The organism is Sphingomonas sp. CCH9-F2, from assembly GCF_001556735.1.
Lineage (GTDB): Bacteria > Pseudomonadota > Alphaproteobacteria > Sphingomonadales > Sphingomonadaceae > Sphingomonas > Sphingomonas ginsenosidimutans.
On record NZ_LSJO01000038.1, the window covers coordinates 1 to 1,303 of the forward strand.

Annotated in this window: 1 protein-coding gene and 1 pseudogene; both read left to right on the forward strand. The window is 70.5% G+C overall.

The genetic code is table 11. The features are described 5' to 3' along the window. On the forward strand, positions 1 to 392 hold a 392-nt coding region (locus AX685_RS01070), incomplete at its 5' end, for a methyl-accepting chemotaxis protein (protein WP_231738489.1). Between the two features lie 28 nt (positions 393 to 420). Next, positions 421 to 1,303 (forward strand): annotated as a pseudogene (locus AX685_RS01075) (methyl-accepting chemotaxis protein); the annotation flags it as partial.

Below are 1,303 nucleotides of genomic sequence, written 5' to 3' on the forward strand. Positions count from 1 at the left end.
TCGCGCAGGAGGTCAAGAGCCTCGCCAACCAGACCGCGCGCGCCACCGACGATATTGCCGCGAAGATCGCCGCGATCCAGGCCGCCACCCGCGTCACCGTCGATACCAGCGCTTCGATCCGCACCACCGTGGCCGAGGTGCAGGAAAGCGCCACGCGCATCCGCCACGCGATGGAGGCGCAGGCGCATACCGTCACCGCGATCACCGCCGCGGTCGACGAAACCGCGCTGGCCGCCGATTCGATGTCGCACACCATCGCCACGATCCGCCACGACACCGAAACCGTCGCGACCCAGATCGACCAGCTGGGCGCCGGCTTCGACACGCTGGCAGGGCGCCTGGGCGCGCTCGAGGGGCGGGCGTCGGTCTATGCCGGGAAGGTCGCGGCATGACGGCGGCGGCGCGCGGCGGGAAAGGCCGATGAGCGATCCGGCGGTCTATTTCGACACGCGCCCGCTCGCCCAGCGCGCGATCGGCTTCGACTGGGACGGCGCCGTGCCGGCGGCGTGCCGCGATATCGTCGCGATCCTCGATGCGGCGGACGGCTGGCAGGCGGTGTCGCAGGCGTTCTGGGATCATTTCCGCGCACAGCCGACGCTCCCGCGCGAGGCGCTCGGCAACACGCCCGAGGAGATCGCCGCCGAGCAGGCGCGCACGATCGAATTCGTCCGCATCCGCTACGAAGAGCCGTGCAGTGAACGCTGGAAGGCCAAGCTGATCCACTATGTCGAGATGTCGCAGCGTGCGCATATCCCGCTCACCGCCTTCCTGGCGTCGATGTCGCGCGCGCATGCGCAGATCCTCTCGCTGATCGCCGACGCGCCGGGGATGGACGTGGCGCGGTTGCTCCGGCTCGCCGATGTCGTGCAGCGGCTGGCCCTGTTCGAAGGCGACGCGATGGCGCGCCAGCTGGCGATGCAGGCCGATCACTATGCCCGCGCCAGCCGCGAACAGCGCGGCGGCGCGTTCCGCACGTCGATCTTCACCGGCATCGACGCGATCGCCAGACAGGGGCTGGACGTGCGCGGGCAGGTCGAACAGGCCTCCGCCTGCACCGCCGACATGCTGGAGAAGACCAGCGAGGTCGCCGCCGCCGCCGAACAGTCCGCGCTGGCGATGCGCGACGCGGCCTCCACCGCCGCCGGGCTGATCTGCGCGATCGAGGACGTGCGCACCAGCATGGATGCGTGCAACCGCACGCTGGCGGATGCCACCGTCCAGGCCGAAGGCGCGGTGACCGCGACCGCGGCGCTGAGCGATCATGCCAAGTCGATCGAATCGATCCTGGGGCTGATCCGCGATA